We start from the raw sequence: 17,271 nt of genomic DNA, 5'->3' as shown, positions 1-17,271 counted from the left end.
TCAGCGCCGATGGTACTGCATGCGGGAGTGTGTGGGAGAGTAGGACGCCGCCGAACAATCTTTGAGGACCGCCGGTCCCAGCGACATGCTGGGACCGGCGGTTTTTTGTTTTTCCGCGCACTCGCCCCCGCGAGAGCGCGACATCGAACGTGAACACGGAGCAAGGAGTCACCCCCATGTCGAACTCATCAGAGGAGCGGCCGGGCCGACCCGAGAGGTCCGAACGCCCCCGCCGTACCGGCGGTTTCGGGGATCGGCGTGACGACAGGGGCGGTGAGCGCCGCGGTGGCCGACAGGATTTCCGCGGAGGTCGTGACGACCGGGCCCGTGGCCCGCGGCGCCCCGACGACCGGGAACGCGGCGGCTATCGCCGGGACCGGCGCGACGACGACCGGCCGCCCTACCGGCGGGATTCCGCCGACCGGGGTGATCGGGGAGGTTTCCGCCGTGACGACGACCGGCGCGAGGGTCGGGGCGGCGGCTACCGTCGGCCGGAGGACCGGCGTGACGACCGGCGCGATGACCGTGGCGGTTATCGGCGCGACGACCGGGACGGGCGCCGGGCCGGCGGTGACGGACCCCGCGGCGACCGGCGGGAGTTCCGGCGGGACGACCACCGGGACGATCGGCGCGGTGGCGGGCAAGGGGACCGCTATGGAGACCTACGTGGGCCCCAGCGCGACGACCGGCCCCGGTACGGCCGTGACGACCGGCTGCGGTTCTCGCGTGATGACCGGCCGCGTTTCTCCCGGGACGAGCGTCCCGAGCGTCGCGACGGGCGGCCGGCGTTCGCCCGTGACGACCGGCCGCAGCGCCCTGAGCGGCGCGGCGAGGGGCGTGACTACGGTCGAGACGACCGGGGCGGGCCCCGGCGGGAGGACGCCCGTGGCGACCGCCGGGACGACCGGCGTGACGAGCGCCGCGATGACCGGCGTGGGTTTCGGAGCGACGAGCGCTTCCGGCGTGACGATCGGCGTGGGCCCCGACGGGATGATGCCCGAGGCGACCGCCGGGACGACCGGCGGGGTTTCCGGAGCGACGAGCGCCGGGATGACCGGCGGGGTTTCCGGAGCGACGAGCGCCGGGATGACCGGCCGGGTTTCCGGAGCGGCGAGCGGCGCGGCGAGCGCGGGTTCGGGCGGGACGACCGGCGGCCGGGCCCCCGCGGGGGGTACCGGGACGACGACCGGAGCGGTCGGCGGCCCTACGGCGGTGACCGGCGGGACAGCCGGGGCCGCGACGACCGGGGCCGCGACGACCGGGGCCGGGGCGGCTTCCGGGGCGGTGACGGGCCGCGCGGCCCGCGGCGCGAGGGCTTCCGGAGCGACGACCGGCGTGACGACCGGCCGCGCGAGTACGTGCGGCGGCTGCCGATCCCGGAGGACGTCACGGGCGAGGAGGTCGACAAGGACGTCCGCCAGGAGCTGATGAGCCTGCCGAAGACGCTGGCCGAGGACGTGGCGAAGAACCTCGTCATGGTCGCCCGCCTGCTGGACGAGGAACCCGAGGACGCCTACGGCTACGCGAAGGTGGCGCTGCGGCTGGCGTCGCGGGTCCCCGCCGTGCGGGAGGCCATGGGTTTCGCGGCCTACGGCAGTCAGCGGTACGCCGAGGCGCTGACGGAGTTCCGCGCCGCCCGGCGCATGACGGGCTCCCAGCACCTGTGGCCCGTGATGGCCGACTGCGAGCGGGGTCTGGGACGGCCCGAGAAGGCGCTCGCGATGGCCGGCGAGCCCGAGGTGCAGCGGCTGGACAAGGCCGGCCAGGTGGAGATGCGCCTGGTGGCCGCCGGGGCTCGGCGGGACATGGGGCAACTGGACGCGGCCGTGGTGACCCTGCAGAGTTCCGAGCTCGCCTCGGGCTCCGTCCAGCCGTGGTCGGCGCGGCTGCGGTACGCCTACGCCGACGCGCTGCTGGCCGTCGGCCGGGAGGCGGAGGCCCGGGAGTGGTTCGGCAAGGCGCTGGAGGCAGACCAGCAGGGCACCACGGACGCGTCCGACCGGCTGGCCGAGCTGGACGGCATCGAGTTCCTGGACGCCTTCGACCCCGAGGCGGCGGACGCCGAGACCGAGGCGGTCGACGCCGGGGGCCCGGCGGGGGAGCGCGACGGGGCCGAGGGGCCCGGGGAGCGCTGAGCCCGCCCGGGGCGGCGTGCCACAGCGCGCCGCCGCCCCGGGCCGGCTGACCGCGGGTCAGCGGCTCCCGGGGGCCCCGCGCCAGGAATCAGGCGGCCAGGGGCTGCCCGACGGGGCGAAAGGAGTGCCCCGCCCGCCCGCCGGGGGGCGCGACGGTGCCGGGCGGGGACGGCGGCCTGCCGGGGCGGGGCAGCGGCGCGGTCGCCCGCAGCCTCTCCAGGGCGTCGGCGAGGGCGGTGAGCGCACCGCCGCGCAGCCGGGGCGCCGCCGGGGCGACGAGCACGTGCAGACCCGCGTCGCCCGGCCGCGCGGGGCACAGTTCCGGGCGGCCGGGGCGGGCGGACGCGTAGCGCTCGACGAGGAACGCGGGTTCTCCCCGGTGGAGGCCGATGTACGCCTCGTGGCGGGGGTCGGCGGCGATGCGCAGCAGCTCGCGCTCGACGTCGGGGAGCGTCACGTCCTCCCTGAGCCAGTGGGCCGCCGCGGGGTGGGTGACCCAGCCGTGCACCAGCGCGGCGTCGGCGAACGGGTCCACCGGGCGCAGGGCGCACGCGCCGGGCGGGGCTTCGGCACCGGCGGGCGGGGCCGCGCTCACGCGGGAGGCGGTTTCCCTCCGCCGGCCGGCCGGCGGAGGCGGGACGTCGTGCGGGGGAGTGGGGGAGTCGGACACGGTGGCTCCTGTCCGTGCGCGGAAGGCGTGGGGTCGGCCGGGTTCCGGCGTCAGGCGGTCCACGGGCGGACGCGGGCCCGCGTCCGCCCGCCCGGTCGGCGCGCGCTCCCGCGCGGGGCGCCGGGGGAGACGCGCGCGGGAGCGCGGCCGGTGGCCGAGGCGTCCGCCAGGGTGGTGGAGGACGGGCCCGGGTGACCGTCGACGCCGGCCCTGCGGCGTGTGGAGGCCCACGCGCCGGGATGTGCGTCGGGCCCGGCGGTGGCCGCCGGGTCGGCGGAGTGCTCGTCGGGAGAGCAGTTCACGTGCACGATCGGGTCCTCCCTGGTCGACGCGGTGCCCGCTTCCCCCGCCGGGCCGGGGCGAGGGCCCGAGGTCCTGTCGGCACGGGCGGCGGCAGCGGCCGGGACGGATGCGGGTGACGTCGGGCACCGCGTGATTACTTAGGTTAGCCTAACCTAAGGAGATCGGGAAGGTGGTCGCGCCCGGCTCAGCGCCGCGCGAGCGTCAGCAGGCAGAGCAGCGTCACGGACAGCGAGAGGCCGGCCGCGCAGGCGGCGGTGGCCCGGCGGACCACGCGTCGGCGCAGCTTGGCGAACCGGGCGGTGTACTCGCCGCGCAGCGCGTGGCACCGAGCGGCCACGGTCTCCAGGTACTGCCGTGACAGCCGCAGGTGTTCGGCGGTGTACAGGCGGACGACCTCCTCGCGCTGGGCGGTCGTCAGCCACGGCATCCGCGCGGCGAACGCCTCGGCCCGCGTACGGGCGCGGCCGACCTCCGCCTGCCACAGCAGGTAGCCCTCCAACTCGCGCAGCCCCGCCTCGGCGTCGACGGCGTGGCGGTCGGCACCGGCGGGGCTCACCGGGCGCCCCGGCCGCCGCGCGGCGGCGTCGGCTCGGCTCCCCCCGCGACGGAGGCGTCCGCGGCCAGGTTGCTGGTGCGGTCGATCTGCGCGACGTCGGGGTGGTGCAGGTCGAAGGCCGGGGACTCGGAGCGGACGCGGGGGAGGGTCACGAAGTTGTGCCGGGGCGGAGGGCAGGAGGTGGCCCACTCCAGCGAGCGGCCGTACCCCCAGGGGTCGTCAACGGTCACCTTGGGCGCGTACTTCGCCGTCCGCCACACGTTGTAGAGGAAGGGCAGCGTGGACAGGCCGAGCAGGAAGGCGCCGATGGTCGAGACGGTGTTCAGCGCGGTGATGCCGTCGGCGGCCAGGTAGTCGGCGTAGCGGCGCGGCATGCCCTCGGCACCGAGCCAGTGCTGGACGAGGAAGGTCAGGTGGAAACCGGCGAACAGCGTCCAGAAGTGGATCTTGCCCAGGCGCTCGTCGAGCAGGGTGCCGGTGAACTTCGGCCACCAGAAGTGGAAGCCGGCGAACATCGCGAAGACGACGGTGCCGAACAGCACGTAGTGGAAGTGGGCGACCACGAAGTAGCTGTCGCTGGTGTGCCAGTCCAGCGGGGGCGAGGCCAGGATGACGCCGGTGAGGCCGCCGAAGAGGAAGGTGACCAGGAACCCGGTCACCCACAGCATCGGCGTCTCGAAGGACAGCGAGCCCTTCCACATGGTGCCGATCCAGTTGAAGAACTTCACGCCCGTCGGCACGGCGATGAGGAAGGACATGAAGGCGAAGAAGGGCAGCAGCACGGCCCCGGTGGCGAACATGTGGTGGGCCCAGACGGTGACCGACAGACCCGTGATGGCGATGGTCGCGCCGATGAGCCCGACGTAGCCGAAGATCGGCTTGCGGGCGAAGACCGGGATGACCTCGGTGATGATGCCGAAGAACGGCAGGGCGACGATGTAGACCTCGGGGTGGCCGAAGAACCAGAACAGGTGCTGCCACAGCAGCGCGCCGCCGTTGGCCGGGTCGAAGACGTGCGCGCCGAACAGCCGGTCGGCCTCCAGGGCGAACAGGGCGGCCGCCAGCACCGGGAACGCCAGGAGCACCAGCACGCTGGTGAGCAGCACGTTCCAGGTGAAGATCGGCATGCGGAACATCGTCATGCCGGGGGCGCGCATGCAGATGATCGTGGTGATGAAGTTGACCGCGCCGAGGATGGTGCCGAAGCCGGAGAGCGCCAACCCCATGATCCACAGGTCGCCGCCCACCCCTGGTGAGTACGGCTCCGTGGACAGCGGGGTGTAGGCGAACCAGCCGAAGGACGCGGCCCCGTTCGGGGTGAGGAAGGCGCTGACGGCGATCAGGGCGCCGAAGAGGAACAGCCAGTACGAGAGCATGTTGAGCCGGGGGAACGCCACGTCGGGCGAGCCGATCTGCAACGGCATGATGGCGTTGGCGAACCCGGCGAACATCGGGGTGGCGAACATCAGCATCATGATCGTGCCGTGCATGGTGAAGGCCTGGTTGTACTGCTCGTTGGAGAGAAGCTGGGTCCCGGGCCGGGCCAACTCGGCGCGCATCGCCATCGCCAGCGCCCCGGCGAACAGGAAGAAGCCGAACGCGCTGACCATGTACAGGGCGCCGATCTTCTTGTGGTCGGTGGTGGTCAGCCAGTCGACCACCACCGCTCCCGGGCGCCGCTTGCGGACGACCGGCTCCCGCTCCCGCTCGTGTTCCGTGGCGTACGTCATCGCCTCGCGCTCCCTCACACAGCCGGTCCGGCGCCGCTGGTGCAGTCCCGTGCGCGGCGTTCGGTCAACCCCACGTGTCTAGTGCGGGCCGGGCGGGGAGCGGCGCATTGGGCCGTCCGTGGGCGGGTGGGGGAACACCGCGACGCGGGCACGCCGACGGCGGCGGGCACCCCGGTGCGACGGCGGGACGGGAGCGGGCCGGCGGCGCGCGCGGGACGGTGTGCTGCGGCAGCGTGCTGCGGCGAGGAGCCGGCGGCGAGCCGGCGGGGCGTCAGGCGAGGTCGGCGGGATCGTCCAGGGTGCGCAGCACCAGGCCCGTGGCGGGCTTCGGGCCGAACGAGGTGGACTTGCGGGGCATCGTGACGCCCTGCTGCGCCAGCTCCAGCACCGTGGACTCCGCCGCGGCCCGCATCAGCACCGCGCTGCCGCCCGTGCGCGCGGCCTTGGCCACGGCCGCCTCCGCCGAGTGCAGGTAGCCGATGTCCGACGGCCGGTCGGGCACCTCCCAGACCGCGTTGAGCAGCGCGGCGTGCAGCACCGTCGCGTCCAGCGTCCGCCAGGTCTGCGGGCGGTCGTGGCGCACGGTGGAGGAGAGCAGGTCGGGGGAGGGCCGGTCCAGGAGGTGGAAGGAGTCCGGGCCGCCGGCGAGCAGGAAGGCGTTGCCCGGGGTCTCCTCCAGCGCGGCCAGGGCGTCGGGCAGCGGGGCGGCCAGGGGGCGGACGCGGAAGGCGTCGCCGAGCCGGGCCAGCGCGGCGGCCGGGGTCAGGTGCGGCAGGAAGCGGTGGATGGCGCTCACGCGCAGCGGGTAGCGCATGGTGTCCACCAGCAGCACCAGGCCGTGGTTCCAGGCCGGGCGCTCGGGGTGGGCGGCGCGCAGCCGCAGGTAGGTGGCCCAGCGGTGGTGTCCGTCGCCGATCAGCGCGCGGCGGGACGACAGGTCGGCGTCGACCTCGGCCAGTTCGCCCGGCTCGGTCACCGACCAGAGCCGGTGGGCGAATCCGTCGGTGGTGGTGGTCGACAGCAGGGGCGCCCGCTTGACGGCCCGCTCGATCACGCCGGTGGCGCCGGTCGCGGTGCCGTCGCCGCGGTAGGACAGCAGCAGCGGCTCCAGGTTCGCGCCGGTCTCCCGCATCAGCGCCAGCCGGTCCTCGACCACCTGGGGCATCACGTCCTCGTGCGGCAGGACGACGCCCTCCTCGGGCGGGGAGAGCCGCAGCGCGCCGATCAGGCCGCGCTGCACCAGCTCGCCCCGGCGCTGCTCGTAGACGTACAGCGCCGGTTCCGCGTCCCGCACCAGGACGCCCTCGGCCTCCCAGGCGCGCAGCGTCTCGGCGGCCTTGCGGTGCCGGGCGGCCGGGTCGGCGGTCTGCGGCAGGATGAGCCGGACGATGTTGTACGGGTCGGCGGTCTCCAACTGCTCCACCTGGTCGGGGCGCACCACGACGTCGTAGGGGGGCGAGGTGACGGCGGCGAGACTGCCGACCCGCTCCGGCGCGTAGCGCAGGCCGCGGAAGGGGACGAGGCGCAGACCGTCAGCATCCATCTCAGCATGCTAAACCGCCCGACGGTCCTTACCAGAGCCCGGGTGGAAGATGACCGAAACGCTTCAAACGACCAAAAACTTACGCTCGCGCCCGGACACCCGGCGCGGGCGGACAGGAGGAGGGACCGCCATGCTGCGATCCTGCGCGGAGCCGCTGCACGCGGCCTACGACACGGCCCTGCTGGACCTGGACGGCGTCGTCTACCGGGGCGGCGCGGCCGTGCCGCACGCCGTGCCCGCGCTGGACGCCGCCCGGGCGGCCGGGATGCGCCTGGCCTACGTCACCAACAACGCGGCGCGCACCCCGGACACGGTGGCCGAGCACCTGACCTCGCTCGGTGTCGCCGCGCGCCCGGCGGACGTCGTCACCTCGGCCCAGGCGGTGGCCCGGCTCATCGCCGAGCGGCACGAGCCGGGCGCCCGGGTGCTGTGCGTGGGAGGCGAGGGCCTGCGCGTGGCGCTGGCCGAACGGGGTCTGACGGTCGTGGAGTCGGCCGACGACGACCCGGTGGCGGTGGTGCAGGGGTACGGCGGCCCGGAGCTGGCGTGGGCCCGGCTGGCCGAGGCGGCGTTCGCGGTGGGGCGCGGGGCCGCCTGGTACGCCTCCAACGCCGACCTGACGATCCCCAGCGGCCGGGGCATCGCACCGGGCAACGGCGCGGCGGTGGAGGTGGTGCGCATCGCCACCCGGTGGATGCGGGAGGCGCCCGAGCCGCGGGTGGCCGGGAAGCCGCGCCCGCCGATGCACCGGGAGACGATCCTGCGCACCGGCGCGCGGCGTCCCCTGGTGGTCGGTGACCGGCTGGACACGGACATCGAGGGCGCGCACGCGGGCGGCGTCGACGCGCTGCTGGTGTTCACCGGCGTGACGGACGCCAGGGGCCTGCTGCGCGCGCCCCGGGCGCACCGGCCCGCCTACCTGGCGCCCGACCTGCGCGGCCTGGCCGTGCCGCACCCCGCCCCGGTGCGCTCGGGCGCCGGGTTCGCCTGCGGTGGCTGGTCCGCCGCGGTAGCGGGCGGCGCCCTGGTGCTCGACGGCGCCGGGGAGCCGCTGGACGGCCTGCGTGCGCTGTGCGCGGCGGCGTGGGAGGCGGCGGGGGCGGACGCCTTCACCGGTGGGGTGGACCAGCCCCTGGCGGCCCTGGGCCTGTGACGCACCGCCGGCGGCCGCGGGCGCGCGGCGGCGCACCCGTGCCGTACCGCCGCGCCCGCGGCCGTGCCGTGCCGTGCCGTCCGGGCCCGGGGCGGGGGCGGCGCGGGGCGCCGCCACGGAGCGCCCGGCACCGGGTGCGGGGCGCCGCCGGGTGCGGGGCGCGGCGGCGGACGGCGAGCACCGCGCGCCCGGCGCCGGCGCCACCGGCGGGGCGGCCTAACCGGTGAGGGCTTCCGCGCGCAGGTCCTCCTCGGAGGCGCCCTGCCGCCAGTAGCCGGTGAAGGTGACCGCGCGCCGGTCCCAGCCGCGCCCGCGGACCAGGTGGCGGCGCAGCGCCCGCACGCCCCGGGCCTCGCCCGCCAGCCACGCGTACCCGGGCTCCGGTGGGAGCGCGGCCGCGCGCACGGCGTCCAGCAGCGGCGCGTTGCGTACGCGCGTGCCCCGGACCAGCCAGCGCACCCGCGCGTCGGCGACCGAGGGCAGCGGCAGCCGGTCCGCCCCGGAGGGCACCTCGACGAACGCGTGCGCCCGGTGCCCGGCGGGCAGGTCGCGCAGGATACCGGCCAGGGCGGGCAGCGCCGTCTCGTCGGCGGTCAGCAGCGTCCACCGCGCGGCGGGCGGCAGCCGGAAGGCGACGCTCTTGTTCTCCGCGGTGGTCGGGCCCAGCAGCAGCGCCCGGTCGCCGGGGGTGCAGTGGGCCGCCCAGCGGGAGGCGGGCCCGGCCGGTTCGTGCAGGGCGAAGTCGACGTCCAGTTCCCGGACGGCGTGCCGCTGCTCGCGGACGGTGTAGGAGCGCAGCACCGCCCGCTCGGCCGGGTCCATGGCCCGCCACCGGGCGAACCAGTCCGGGCCGTCCGGGACCAGCGGCTCGGCCTGGCCCGGATGCGGCAGGAACAGCGAGAAGCTCTGGTCCCGCCCGCCGGAGGCGAACTCCGCCAGCCGCTCGCCGCCGAGGGTGACGCGCAGCAGGGCGGGGCTCAGCCGCACGCTGCGCAGCACGTGCGCGGGGAAGAGACCGAAGGGCTCGGCGGCCGCCACCGCCGGCTCAGCCCTTCAGCTTCCGGGACTCGCCCATGGCCGTCGCCAGGGACTCCAGCAGCGGCGCGCTGCCGGCCCAACTGAAGCGGGGCACGGTGTCCCAGGGGGTGACCTGGCCGGCCCGGACGGCGGGCAGGGCGCGCCAGGCGGGCTTGGACGCCAGCGCCTCGGGCTGCAGGGCCACCGTGCGGCTGTCCAACAGGATCAGGTCGGCGGGGTACTTGTCCGCGTTCTCCCAGCTCAGCGACTCGAAGTAGCCACCGGCGTCCAGGTTTTCGGGGTGGACGAGGTCGACGCCGAGCTCCTTGAAGTACATCAGGTCGGTGTTGTTGTCGGGGTTGGAGACGTAGAAGTAGTCGGCGGCCCCCGAGGCGGCCATCACCTTCAGCCCGCGGTGGGCCTTCGCCGCCCGCCGCAGCGACTCCGCGGCCGCCTCGAAGCGCTTCTTGGCGTCCGTCACCCGCGTGGCCCGCAGGTCCGCACCGAGCGACTCGGCCAACTCGGCGTACCGCTTGATCGGTTCGGGCAGCGGGACGCGGGCCACGGTGATCGCGACGCTGGGCGCCAGTTCGAGGATCTTGTCCTTGCTCTCCTCCGGGACGTACCACAGGGCCCCGGGGTCGTACATGTGGGTGACCAGCAGGTCCGGGCGGAGCGCGGCGTACCTCTCCAGGCCGAACTCGCCGTAGGCGTTGCCGACGATCTCCACCTTCGCGACGTCGAGCTCACCGGCCAGCGGGTCGGGGGAGCCGTCCTCGCGCCGGGTCTCGCCGAAGACACCCACCAGCGGCCGGTCCAGCCCGAAGTCGTGCAGGGCGGCCGCGGTACCGGTGAACGCGACGATCCGCCGCGGGCGGGCGTCGGCGGTGACCTTCTCGCCACGGTCGTCGGTGAACGACCACGCGCCCCCGTCCCCCGTGCCGCCCTGGCCCCCGCCGCCCGCGCCCGGTGAGGAGCCGCAGGCGGCCAGCAGCGCACCCGCGCCGAGTGCGCCGCCCGCGGAGAGCAGGCCGCGGCGGGTCAGGTGGGTGGTGCGGGCAGTGGGCATGGTGGTGTCTTCTCTCCGGACGTGTCGAGGAACGGGCCTGAGCCCCCGGCGCCCCGACGCGGGTACCGTCGGTCGGCGGGGACGTGGGGTGCGGGGCACCCCGGCATCTGCGTTAGGTTAACCTAACCTAAGTCTCTGTCCAGTGGCCGGTGCCCGTCACCGTCCCGGCCCGACCCGGAGCCCGTACGTGACGCTCACCCAGCCCTCCGAGACCCGCCGCGGGCCGGTCGCCCGCCCGCGGGGGCCGCGCCGGACGCGGGGCGGACGCGGCGCCGCGCGCGCCGCCGGGCTGCTCGCCGCGCTGCTGCTCCTCGCCGTCGTCGTGGTGCTCAGCATCGCGGTCGGCGCCAAGCAGCTACCGCTGGGCACGGTGTGGCCCGGGCTGACCGACCCCGCGTCCGCCCAGTACACCGTCGTCCACGAGATGCGGCTGCCGCGCACCCTGCTGGGGCTGACCGCCGGGCTCGCGCTCGGGCTCGCCGGCGGTGTGATGCAGGCCCTCACCCGCAACCCGCTGGCCGACCCCGGGCTGCTGGGCATCAACGCCGGCGCGTCGGCCGCCGTGGTCTCGGCCATCGCCTTCCTCGGCGTGGGCGCCTACTCCGGCTACGTGTGGTTCGCCTTCGCCGGTGCCGCCGCCGTCTCCGTGCTGCTCTACACCGTCGGCGGTGGGCGCGGCGCGACCCCGGCCCGGCTCGCGCTCGCGGGCGCCGCGCTGAACGCCGCGCTGCTCTCCTACGTCAACGCCGTGATGCTGATCGACGCCGCCTCCCTGGACCGCATGCGCTTTTGGACCGTCGGCTCGCTGGCCAGCGCCCGCCTCGACGTCGTCGCCCAGCTCGCGCCGTTCGTCGCCGCCGGCACCGCGCTGGCGCTCGCGCTCGCCCGGCCGCTGAACGCCATGGCGCTGGGCGACGACTCCGCCACGGCGCTGGGCGCCCGCCCCGGCCGGGCCCGCGCGGGCGCCGTCGTCGCCGTGACGCTCCTGGTCGGCGCGGCCACCGCCGCCTGCGGACCGATCGTCTTCGTCGGGCTCATCGTGCCGCACCTGGTGCGCTCCCTGACCGGGCCCGACCTGCGCTGGCTGCTGCCCTACTGCGCCGTGCTCGCGCCGGTGCTGCTGCTGGGCGCCGACGTGCTGGGCCGGGTGCTGGGGCGGCCCGGCGAGCTCCAGGTGGGCATCGTCACCGCCGTGCTGGGCGGGCCGCTGTTCCTGCACTTCGTGCGGCGTCGGAGGGTGGCCCGGGCATGAGCGTCCTCCGTGTGGTCCGGTGGGGCCGGACGTCCCTGCGCTACCGGCCCCGTGCCCTGGCCGTGGGCGCCGCCTGCGCGCTGCTGGCCCTCGCCCTGGGCGTCCTGGCCGTCGGCAGCGGAGAGTACCCGCTCGCCCCCGCCGACGTGCTGCGCACGCTCGCCGGGCAGGGGCACCCGGCCGACGCGTTCATCGTGCGCGACGTGCGGCTGCCGCGCGTGATCACCGCGCTCGCGGTGGGCGCGGCGCTGGCGCTGGCCGGCGCGCTGTTCCAGTCGCTGACCCGCAACCCCCTGGGCAGCCCCGACATCCTCGGCTTCACCGCGGGCGCGGCCACCGGCGCGCTCGTCGTCATCGTCCTGGTCGGCGGCAGCTCCCTGGCGCTGGCCGGCGGCGCGGTGGCCGGGGGCCTGCTCACCGGCGTGCTGATCTACGCGCTCGCCTGGCGGCACGGCCTCCACGGCTACCGGCTGGTGCTCACCGGCATCGGCGTCCTGGCCATCCTCACCGGCGTCAACGGCTACCTGCTCACCCGGGCGCAGATCACCGAGGCCGGCCGCGCCGTGCTCTGGCTCACCGGCAGCCTGGACGGGCGCGGCTGGGACAGCGCCGGGCCGCTCCTGGTCGCCCTGGCCGCTCTGCTGCCGCCGGTGGTCGCCTCCGCCCGGGCGCTGCACCTGCTGGAGCTGGGCGACGACGCGGCCGCCGCGCTCGGCGTCCCCGTCGAGCGGCTGCGGCTCGCGCTGCTGGCCGCCGCGGTGCTGCTGGCCTCCTTCGCCGCGGCCGCCGCCGGGCCCGTCGCCTTCGTCGCGCTCACCGCCCCGCAGCTCGCGCGCCGCATGACCCGGGCGCCGGGCCCGAACCTCCTGCCCTCCGCCTGCCTGGGCGCCGCGCTGCTGGTGGGCGCCGACCTGCTCGCCCAGCGCGCCTTCCCCGGCCACCTGCTGCCCGTCGGCGTCGTCACCGGGCTCGTGGGCGGCGGGTACCTGGTCTGGCTGCTGGCCACCGAGCGGCGGGCGGGCCGGATATGAGCCGGACGCCCGCCGCGGAGCACCCCCACGGAAAGAGGAACGACATGGGCCGCACGGCGCCGCCGAGCCGACTGCGCGGCGAAGGGCTCACCCTCGCCTACGACCAGCGCACCATCGCCGAGGACCTGACCGTCGCCATCCCCGACGACTCCTTCACCGTCATCGTCGGCCCCAACGCCTGCGGCAAGTCCACGCTGCTGCGGGCGCTGGCCCGGATGCTGCGCCCGCGGGCGGGCCGCGTCCTGCTGGACGGCGCCGAGCTGCACAGCCGGCCCGCCAGGCAGGTGGCGCGGACGCTCGGCCTGCTGCCGCAGTCCTCGACCGCCCCCGACGGCATCACCGTCGCCGACCTCGTCGCGCGCGGCCGCTACCCGCACCAGGGCCTGCTGCGGCAGTGGTCCCGCCTGGACGAGCGGGCCGTGCGCGCGTCGATGGAGGCCACCGGCGTCGCCGCGCTCGCCGACCGCTACGTGGACGAGCTCTCCGGCGGCCAGCGCCAGCGCGTGTGGATCGCCATGGCCATCGCCCAGCAGACACCGCTGCTGCTGCTGGACGAGCCCACCACCTACCTGGACATCCAGCACCAGATCGACGTGCTGGACCTGTGCGCCCAGCTCCACGAGGAACAGGGCCGCACCCTCGTCGCCGTGCTGCACGACCTCAACCACGCCGCCCGCTACGCCACGCACCTGATCGCCCTGCGCGACGGCCGGGTCGTCGCGCAGGGACCGCCGGGCGAGATCGTCACCGCGGACCTGGTGCACGAGGTCTTCGGGCTGCGCTGCCAGGTCATCCCCGACCCCGAGACCGGGACGCCGCTGGTGGTACCCGCCGCCCGGCGGCGGGCGGCCGTGTAGCGTCGGGGCCATGCATCGCATGGACGACGCCAGGCCCGGCCCGGCGCCGGAGCAGGACCCGCAGGCCCCGACCGCCGCCACCGGCGCGGCGGCCCCGGGCACCCCCCAGGACGCGGGCACCCCCCAGGACGCGCACGCGGGCCAGGACGCGCACGCGCGCGCGGAGGCGCCCCGGGACGCGGGCGACGCCGCGGGCGGGCCCGGCCTCGCCGACCTCGCGCCCGCCGCGCCGCGCCCGCTGGGCGTGGGCGTCCGGCCCACCGGGCACCCGGAGGTCGACGCGGCCCTGCGGCGGCTGGCGGAGGCCGACCGGCTGGAGCCCTCGGCCCACCTGGCGGTGTACGAGGAGGCGCACCGCGGCCTGCGCACCACGCTGACCGCGCTCGACCAGCACAACCCCGGGAGCTGAACCGCAGGTGGCCGCCACCCGTCCCCGCCGTGCCCGACTCGACGCGGAGCTGGTGCGCCGCAGGCTGGCCCGTTCCCGCGAGCACGCGAGCCAGCTCATCGCCGCCGGCCGCGTCACCGTGGGCGGCACCCCCGCCGCCAAGCCCGCCACCCAGGTCGAGACCGGCGCGGCCATCGTCGTGCGCGCCGACGGCTCCGACCCGGACTACGCCTCGCGCGGCGGCCACAAGCTCGCCGGCGCCCTGGCCGCCTTCACCCCGCTCGGCCTCGCCGTGCGCGGCCGCACCGCCCTGGACGCGGGCGCCTCCACCGGCGGCTTCACCGACGTCCTCCTGCGCGCCGGAGCCGCCCGGGTGTTCGCCGTGGACGTCGGCTACGGGCAACTCGCGTGGAGCCTGCGCAGCGACGCGCGCGTCGTGGTCAAGGACCGCACCAACGTACGGGAGCTGACGCCGGCGGCGCTCGACGGGCAGCGCGTCGACCTGGTCGTCGGCGACCTGTCCTTCATCCCGCTCGGCCTGGTCCTGCCCGCGCTGGTCGGCTGCTCGGCCCCCGACGCCGACCTGGTGCTGATGGTCAAGCCGCAGTTCGAGGTGGGCCGCGAGCGGCTGGGCAGCGGCGGCGTCGTGCGCGAGGGCGCCCTGCGCGCCGAGGCCGTGCGCACGGTCGCCCTGCGCGCCGCCGAACTCGGCCTGGGTGTGCGCGGCGTCACCGCCAGCCCCCTCCCCGGGCCGTCCGGCAATGTCGAATACTTCTTGTGGCTGCGTGCCGGGGCGCCCGACCTCGACCCGGCCGACGTCGACCGAGCCGTGGCGGAGGGGCCCCAGTGACCAGTGACAGCGACCAGCGCACCGTCTTCCTGCTCGCCCACACCGGCCGTCCGGCCGCCGTGCGCAGCGCCGAACTGGTCGTCCAGGGCCTGCTGCGGCACGGCCTGGGCGTGCGGGTGCTGGAGGACGAGGCGCGCGACCTCCCGCTGCCCGGCGCGGTGGAGGTCGTGGACGCCGGCGCCGACCTGATGGCGGGGTGCGAACTGCTGGTCGTGCTCGGCGGGGACGGGACGCTGCTGCGCGGCGCCGAGTTCGCCCGCGCCTCCGGCGTGCCGATGCTCGGCGTCAACCTCGGCCGGGTCGGCTTTCTCGCCGAGGCCGAACGCGACGACCTCGAACGGGTGGTCAACCGCGTGGTGGCCCGGGACTACGAGGTCGAGGAGCGCATGACGATCGACGTCCTGGTGCGCAACGGCGGCACCGACGGCGACCCCGTGCACACCGACTGGGCGCTGAACGAGGCGTCGGTGGAGAAGGCCGCCCGCGAGCGCATCCTGGAGGTCGTCACCGAGGTCGACGGCCGCCCGGTGTCCCGCTTCGGCGGCGACGGCGTGGTCTGCGCGACGCCGACCGGCTCCACCGCCTACGCCTTCTCGGCCGGCGGCCCGGTGGTCTGGCCGGAGGTCGAGGCGCTGCTGATGGTCCCGATCAGCGCCCACGCGCTGTTCGCCAAGCCGCTGGTCACCTCGCCCGCGTCCGTCCTGGCCGTCGAGGTGCAGGCGCACACCCCCAACGGCGTCCTGTGGTGCGACGGCCGGCGCACCGTGGAGCTGCCGGCCGGCGCGCGGGTGGAGGTGCGCCGCGGCGCCGTCCCCGTCCGCCTCGCCCGCCTCCACCACGCCTCCTTCACCGACCGGCTCGTCGCCAAGTTCGCCCTCCCCGTGGCCGGCTGGCGCGGCCGCTGACGCCGGCCCGGCGACCCGGGCGCCCCACCGCGACCGCCGGGTGCGGCCGAGCGGCTATGGTCGTAGCCGTGTTGGAGGAGATGCGCATTCAGGCCCTGGGCGTGATCGACGACGCCGCGTTCGAACTGTCCCCCGGCTTCACCGCGGTGACCGGCGAGACGGGCGCGGGCAAGACGATGGTCGTCACCAGCCTCGGGCTGCTGCTCGGCGGCCGCGCGGACGCCGGGCTGGTGCGCACGGGCGCCAAGGCCGCCGTCGTCGAGGGCCGCGTGACGGTCCCCGCCGACGCCCCCGTCACCCGCCGGGCCGTGGAGGCCGGGGCGGAGCTGGACGAGGACGCGCTCATCATCACCCGCACCCTCTCCGCCGAGGGCCGCTCCCGGGCCCACGTCGGCGGCCGCTCCGTGCCCGTCGGCCTGCTCACCGAGCTGAGCGACGACCTGGTGGCCGTGCACGGCCAGACCGACCAGCAGGGGCTGCTGCGCCCGGCTCGCCAGCGGCAGGCGCTCGACCGCTACGCCGGCGAGGCCGTCGCCGGGCCGCTGGCCCAGTGGACGCGGGCGTACCGGCGGCTGCGCGCCGTCACGGGCGAGCTCGACGAGCTGACCACCCGGGCCCGCGAACGCGCCCAGGAGGCCGACCTGCTGCGGTTCGGCCTGGAGGAAGTGGCCGCCGCCGAGCCCCGCCCCGGCGAGGACGCGGAACTGGCCGCCGAGGCCGCCCGGCTGGGCCACGCCGAGGCGCTGGCGTCGGCCGCGGCCACCGCCCACGGGGCGCTGGCCGGGGACCCGGCCGACCCCGAGTCGGTGGACGCCGGAGCCCTCGTCTCCGGGGCCCACCGCGCGCTGGACGCCGTCCGCGCCCACGACCCCGCGCTCGCCCACCTCGCCGACCGGCTCGGGGAGGTGCAGATCGTCCTCGCCGACATCGCCGGGGAGCTCGCCGGCTACCCCGACGCCCTGGACGCCGACCCGCGGCGCCTGGCCGCCGTCGAGGAGCGCCGCGCCGCCCTCACCCAGCTCACCCGCAAGTACGGCGCCGACATCGCCGCCGTGCTGGCCTGGGCCGAGGAGGGCACCGCCCGCCTCGCGGAGCTGGAGGGCGACGACGACCGCATCGGCGAGCTGGCCGCCGAACGCGACGCCCTGCGCGCCGAACTGGCCGGGCTGGCGGCCTCCCTCACCGACGCCCGGACCGCGGCCGCCCGGCGCCTGGCCGACGCCGTCACCGCGGAGCTGGCCGAACTGGCCATGCCGCACGCCCGCGTCTCCTTCGCGCTGCGGCGCTCGGAGGACCCCGACGGGCTGGACGTCGGCGGGCGCACCGTCGCCTTCGGCCCGCACGGCACCGACGAGGTGGAGCTGCTGCTCGCTCCCCACCCCGGCGCGCCGCCCCGCCCCATCGCCAAGGGCGCCTCCGGCGGCGAGCTCTCCCGGGTCATGCTCGCCGTCGAGGTGGTCTTCGCCGGGGCCGACCCGGTGCCCACCTACCTGTTCGACGAGGTCGACGCGGGCGTGGGCGGCAAGGCCGCCGTGGAGGTCGGACGCCGCCTGGCCCGGCTGGCCCGCAGCGCGCAGGTCGTCGTCGTCACCCATCTCCCGCAGGTCGCCGCGTTCGCCGACCGGCACCTGGCCGTGCGCAAGACCAGCGACGGCACGGTCACCCGCAGCGGCGTGCAGGCGCTGGACGGCGAGGAGCGCGTCCGGGAGCTCTCCCGCATGCTGGCGGGCCAGGAGGACTCCGAACTCGCCCGCGCCCACGCCGAGGAACTGCTCGCCGCCGCCCGCGCCGACCGCTGACGGGCCGGCCGCC

At 76.5% G+C, this 17,271-nt stretch carries 16 protein-coding genes; 10 read left to right on the top strand and 6 right to left on the bottom strand.

The window, feature by feature from the left end; all coding sequences use genetic code 11:
* Positions 1-285 precede the first annotated feature (285 nt).
* Both OSB71_RS16500 and OSB71_RS16495 read left to right on the top strand, forming a co-directional pair.
* The gene (locus OSB71_RS16500) at positions 286-1,428 is read left to right on the top strand and encodes a hypothetical protein (protein WP_265948849.1); all 1,143 of its coding nucleotides are present in this window, start codon (positions 286-288) and stop codon (positions 1,426-1,428) included.
* A complete protein-coding gene (locus OSB71_RS16495) occupies positions 1,368-2,135 on the top strand; it encodes a tetratricopeptide repeat protein (RefSeq protein WP_265948860.1) in 768 nt (255 codons plus the stop codon). Before OSB71_RS16500 ends, OSB71_RS16495 begins: the two co-directional genes overlap by 61 nt.
* A gap of 88 nt (positions 2,136-2,223) precedes the next feature.
* On the opposite strand, the gene OSB71_RS16490 is transcribed toward OSB71_RS16495, so the two are convergent.
* From OSB71_RS16490 to OSB71_RS16475, 4 genes are all read right to left on the bottom strand, one after another.
* On the bottom strand, positions 2,224-2,730 hold the full coding sequence (locus OSB71_RS16490) for a GNAT family N-acetyltransferase (RefSeq protein ID WP_265948848.1): 507 nt from the start codon (positions 2,728-2,730) through the stop codon (positions 2,224-2,226).
* Between the two features lie 562 nt (positions 2,731-3,292).
* Positions 3,293-3,664 (bottom strand): hypothetical protein, encoded by a 372-nt coding sequence (locus OSB71_RS16485; protein ID WP_265948847.1) that lies wholly within the window; start codon positions 3,662-3,664, stop codon positions 3,293-3,295.
* The gene (gene ctaD / locus OSB71_RS16480) at positions 3,661-5,394 is read right to left on the bottom strand and encodes an aa3-type cytochrome oxidase subunit I (RefSeq protein WP_265948845.1); all 1,734 of its coding nucleotides are present in this window, start codon (positions 5,392-5,394) and stop codon (positions 3,661-3,663) included. Before ctaD ends, OSB71_RS16485 begins: the two co-directional genes overlap by 4 nt.
* A gap of 271 nt (positions 5,395-5,665) precedes the next feature.
* The gene (locus OSB71_RS16475; protein ID WP_265948844.1) at positions 5,666-6,937 is read right to left on the bottom strand and encodes a DUF1015 family protein; all 1,272 of its coding nucleotides are present in this window, start codon (positions 6,935-6,937) and stop codon (positions 5,666-5,668) included.
* A gap of 49 nt (positions 6,938-6,986) precedes the next feature.
* On the opposite strand from OSB71_RS16475, the gene OSB71_RS16470 reads away from it, so the two are divergent.
* Positions 6,987-8,090, top strand: coding sequence for an HAD-IIA family hydrolase (locus OSB71_RS16470; protein ID WP_416237275.1), 1,104 nt, complete (start codon positions 6,987-6,989; stop codon positions 8,088-8,090).
* Positions 8,091-8,306: 216 nt separating this feature from the next.
* On the opposite strand, the gene OSB71_RS16465 is transcribed toward OSB71_RS16470, so the two are convergent.
* On the bottom strand, positions 8,307-9,128 hold the full coding sequence (locus OSB71_RS16465; RefSeq protein WP_265948842.1) for a siderophore-interacting protein: 822 nt from the start codon (positions 9,126-9,128) through the stop codon (positions 8,307-8,309).
* Positions 9,129-9,135: 7 nt separating this feature from the next.
* On the bottom strand, positions 9,136-10,176 hold the full coding sequence (locus OSB71_RS16460) for an ABC transporter substrate-binding protein (RefSeq protein ID WP_265948841.1): 1,041 nt from the start codon (positions 10,174-10,176) through the stop codon (positions 9,136-9,138).
* Positions 10,177-10,363: 187 nt separating this feature from the next.
* Between OSB71_RS16460 and OSB71_RS16455 the strand changes: the two genes are divergently transcribed.
* From OSB71_RS16455 to recN, 7 genes are read left to right on the top strand one after another with little or no spacing between them, the layout of a single operon-like run.
* Positions 10,364-11,428: a FecCD family ABC transporter permease gene (locus OSB71_RS16455; protein ID WP_416237274.1), complete on the top strand. Its 1,065-nt coding sequence runs from the start codon at positions 10,364-10,366 to the stop codon at positions 11,426-11,428.
* The gene (locus tag OSB71_RS16450) at positions 11,425-12,459 is read left to right on the top strand and encodes a FecCD family ABC transporter permease (protein WP_265948840.1); all 1,035 of its coding nucleotides are present in this window, start codon (positions 11,425-11,427) and stop codon (positions 12,457-12,459) included. The genes OSB71_RS16455 and OSB71_RS16450 overlap by 4 nt, the downstream gene beginning before the upstream one ends.
* Positions 12,460-12,503: 44 nt before the next feature.
* Positions 12,504-13,316 carry an ABC transporter ATP-binding protein gene (locus OSB71_RS16445; protein ID WP_265948838.1) on the top strand — a complete coding sequence of 271 codons (813 nt, stop codon included), beginning with the start codon at positions 12,504-12,506 and terminating at the stop codon, positions 13,314-13,316.
* Between the two features lie 10 nt (positions 13,317-13,326).
* Positions 13,327-13,725, top strand: a complete 399-nt coding sequence (locus OSB71_RS16440; RefSeq protein ID WP_265948837.1) for a hypothetical protein — start codon at positions 13,327-13,329, stop codon at positions 13,723-13,725.
* Between the two features lie 7 nt (positions 13,726-13,732).
* Entirely contained in the window at positions 13,733-14,554 is an 822-nt protein-coding gene (locus OSB71_RS16435) for a TlyA family RNA methyltransferase (protein WP_265948835.1), read from the top strand.
* Complete coding sequence (locus OSB71_RS16430; protein WP_265948834.1) at positions 14,551-15,459, top strand: NAD kinase; 909 nt, start codon at positions 14,551-14,553, stop codon at positions 15,457-15,459. Before OSB71_RS16435 ends, OSB71_RS16430 begins: the two co-directional genes overlap by 4 nt.
* Before the next feature lie 56 nt (positions 15,460-15,515).
* Positions 15,516-17,258, top strand: coding sequence for a DNA repair protein RecN (gene recN, locus OSB71_RS16425; RefSeq protein WP_265948832.1), 1,743 nt, complete (start codon positions 15,516-15,518; stop codon positions 17,256-17,258).
* Positions 17,259-17,271 lie beyond the last annotated feature (13 nt).

It is taken from the genome of Streptomyces marinisediminis (genome assembly GCF_026262575.1).
GTDB classification, from domain to species: Bacteria; Actinomycetota; Actinomycetes; order Streptomycetales; family Streptomycetaceae; genus Streptomyces; species Streptomyces marinisediminis.
Note: the sequence above shows the minus strand (reverse complement) of the source record. Positions and strands in the feature narration are given on the sequence as shown.

Bases quoted from the DNA above. Each gene is read 5' to 3' on its own strand.
- recN (WP_265948832.1), top strand. From the start codon at position 15,516: ATGGTCGTAGCCGTGTTGGAGGAGATGCGCATTCAGGCCCTGGGCGTG.
- OSB71_RS16440 (WP_265948837.1), top strand. From the start codon at position 13,327: ATGCATCGCATGGACGACGCCAGGCCCGGCCCGGCGCCGGAGCAGGAC.
- OSB71_RS16460 (WP_265948841.1), bottom strand. From the start codon at position 10,176: ATGCCCACTGCCCGCACCACCCACCTGACCCGCCGCGGCCTGCTCTCC.
- OSB71_RS16450 (WP_265948840.1), top strand. From the start codon at position 11,425: ATGAGCGTCCTCCGTGTGGTCCGGTGGGGCCGGACGTCCCTGCGCTAC.
- OSB71_RS16470 (WP_416237275.1), top strand. From the start codon at position 6,987: ATGACCGAAACGCTTCAAACGACCAAAAACTTACGCTCGCGCCCGGAC.
- OSB71_RS16475 (WP_265948844.1), bottom strand. From the start codon at position 6,937: ATGGATGCTGACGGTCTGCGCCTCGTCCCCTTCCGCGGCCTGCGCTAC.
- ctaD (WP_265948845.1), bottom strand. From the start codon at position 5,394: ATGACGTACGCCACGGAACACGAGCGGGAGCGGGAGCCGGTCGTCCGC.
- OSB71_RS16445 (WP_265948838.1), top strand. From the start codon at position 12,504: ATGGGCCGCACGGCGCCGCCGAGCCGACTGCGCGGCGAAGGGCTCACC.